This is a genomic window from Roseburia sp. AM23-20 (assembly GCF_003470905.1).
In the GTDB taxonomy this organism is placed as follows: Bacteria; Bacillota; Clostridia; order Lachnospirales; family Lachnospiraceae; genus Roseburia; species Roseburia rectibacter.
In genome coordinates this window covers 1-2,702 of the sequence record NZ_QRHS01000060.1, presented here as the reverse complement: position 1 = coordinate 2,702, position 2,702 = coordinate 1, and the positions used below count along the sequence as shown (strand labels likewise).

3 protein-coding genes are annotated in these 2,702 nt (G+C 36.1%); all 3 read right to left on the bottom strand.

The window, feature by feature from the left end; all coding sequences use genetic code 11:
- Window positions 1–149: 149 nt before the first annotated feature.
- Window positions 150–1,997: a motility associated factor glycosyltransferase family protein gene (locus tag DW650_RS19235; RefSeq protein WP_118210877.1), complete on the bottom strand. Its 1,848-nt coding sequence runs from the start codon at window positions 1,995–1,997 to the stop codon at window positions 150–152.
- 3 nt (window positions 1,998–2,000) lie between these two features.
- Complete coding sequence (locus tag DW650_RS19230; protein ID WP_118210876.1) at window positions 2,001–2,291, bottom strand: hypothetical protein; 291 nt, start codon at window positions 2,289–2,291, stop codon at window positions 2,001–2,003.
- Between the two features lie 81 nt (window positions 2,292–2,372).
- Window positions 2,373–2,702, bottom strand: a 330-nt coding sequence (locus DW650_RS19225; RefSeq protein WP_279217099.1) for a flagellin, incomplete at its 5' end; no start/stop codon positions are given.

The following is a 2,702-nucleotide window of genomic DNA, read 5'->3' as shown; positions in this document are numbered from 1 at the left end:
TGCGGCTTCCATGCCGCATGTCATTTTACCGTGCTTCCCATTCCAGCCGTACGCTCTGGACTGTTCCGCCCTAAGTAACATTTGATTGTTTACTCATTATTTATATCGACCATATTTTTTTTCTCTTTATAGCCTTTTTCATTTTTTTGCTAAAATTTTAAAGCATATTCTTTTATATCATTTTCAAACAGCCTTGTTCCCTTTAAATAACTTTCCATCAAATAGATACTTTTTTGTATCATATCTTCAATTTTCATATTTTCGTCTGTATAGATATCATCTCCAACATCATATTCTTCTTTTTGCGCATAATACACTAAAAACTCAAATACACCATTTCTCTCTATCAATGCATTTTGTTCTATCAATAATTTTAACTGTCGTAGTATTTCCGCATTATCCGTAATCTTTTCTGTCTTCAATGAATCCAGTAACTCTTTCTGGTCTTTAATATTTTTTTCCAACATTTTGCACAGATGCTGTGCTTCTTCATTAATCTGTAATAATTTTTCCTGTAATGTTTGCTGTTTTTCCCTTGAAAATGATGGCTTTAGTTTTTTTAAAATATTGTATCCGTCAAAGTCAGCCTGGCACTCTGTTTCTATCGTTTCACACAATGTTCGATTAACCGTGCCTTCAATACAAGCACCTCCTTCTGTCGCATTGATTACCTCAAATCGGTTACCATTCATTCGAATGATTTTCTCAAACCACTTCTTATAACGCCACATCTGGAAATCAGTTTTTAGTTCTTCTCCATGGATTCCTTGAACACTTACCAAATACCTGCTGTTAATATAGTCATCATTATCTCCAAATGCCCCATCAATTCCACTGGTATGTGAAATTCCATTCGTGAATGCCATATCCTGTCCTACCAGAATAATCTTTCGGAATCCAATATAATCTGCAAGCATAAATGCATCTGCCGTTACAGATCCCCCTGACACTAATTGTGGAAATTCATAGCCTAATGCATCTGACATAATCGCATTCCACAACCCACTATAATACCCTTGATAAAATACACTTCCACCATACTTTTCAAAAATCCATGGTCTCGTCCACCTTCCATATGCCCAGATTATATTTTTTAATTCCAGCCCCTCAAAAAATCGTTCTGGAGATTCCGGATCTATCGTACACACAATATCCGGCTGCACACCAGCCTGCAATACCGTCCGTAATGCCGCATCCACCACAATAATAAATGCTTTTCCCTGTGCTTTACGAAGCTCCTTTACATTTTTATCTAATGATGGTCCTGCCGAAACAATAATCACTGGTATATCTGCAACCGGATATGCTGAAAATGCCTGCTTTATCTGTGCTATATTTCTCTGTGAAATCATATTTTTCATATGATACAGTATATGCTGCGGTATCATTCGATCAAATCCCAGACGCGTACATTTTGCTATAACTTCATCTTGCAATTTTTCTGTACAGCTCTGCATAAATTGTTCACACTGTCTTGTATAAATCACATCATAGTTTGGCAGTATACAAAATTCTATCAACTTCATATTCAAATAGGTTACAACCGTCTGAAGTATATTTTCAATGTTATCTTCCACCTGAGGTACACACCAGAAAATTCTGTCATGATCCAACAAATCTGAAATATCAAAACAATGGCACGCCATTGCCAGTATTTCTATATCTGGCTCCCATATGACAAAACAGTTTGTTTCATCACTTTTCTCCAACATATACCGAATACTTCTTCCATCTGAAAAACCATAAACAAAATACAGTCCATACATACGCATCGTATAGCGATTCGCATATATACCAGATGCCGCCTCCGGTGATACCATACTGTTCAGTCCCCACCAGTGATCTCTGCAATAAACTGAAAGGACATTTTGTCCATCCTGGCTGAATTGAATCCGAATCCTCTCATTTATTTCATCTATATTAATTTCATTTATTTTTTTTGCTATCTTCGAATGCTTTTTACTCAAAACATCCATATTCTTTTCAAATAAATTCATTTTCTAAACAGCTGCTCCCTCTTTATAATACTCACAAAGAAATCTTTTTCCATCTACTTCGAGGCAATCCGCCATTGCAAGAATATCCTGTATTTTATATGCTTTCAGCAACTTCTGTTGCAGTTCAACTCCATCTTTTTGTACCTCTGTATAATTCTGTCCTTTGTAATTTTCAATCATATTCTGAAACAATTCTAAAAGAGACACAACCTTCTCAACTGCTTCTCTGCCTTTATTCTGATACAACATAAGAAGTGTGTCATCTACTGTTTTTTCAATTTTTTCTTTATTCATTTTCAATACCTTTTGTAAATTCAAATATTTCCTGTAAAAAAAAGCCGACAGACAATCTGTCGGCTTTTAAATTATATCTGATTACTGTAACAGTGATAATACACCCTGAGTAGACTGGTTAGCCTGAGCAAGCATAGACTGTCCTGCCTGAGCAAGGATGTTATTCTTGCTGTATGTAACCATCTCTTCAGCCATATCTGTATCACGGATACGAGACTCTGCAGACTGTGTATTCTCAGAAATGTTATCCAAGTTAGCGATTGTATGCTCCAGACGATTCTGTAATGCACCTAAGTAAGAACGCTGTTCAGATACCATACTGATTGCATTCTGAATATTTGACATCGCCTGTCCAGCATTGGTAAAGCTTGTCATCTTTAATGCATCAACACTAAGTGCTGTTGCACTCAT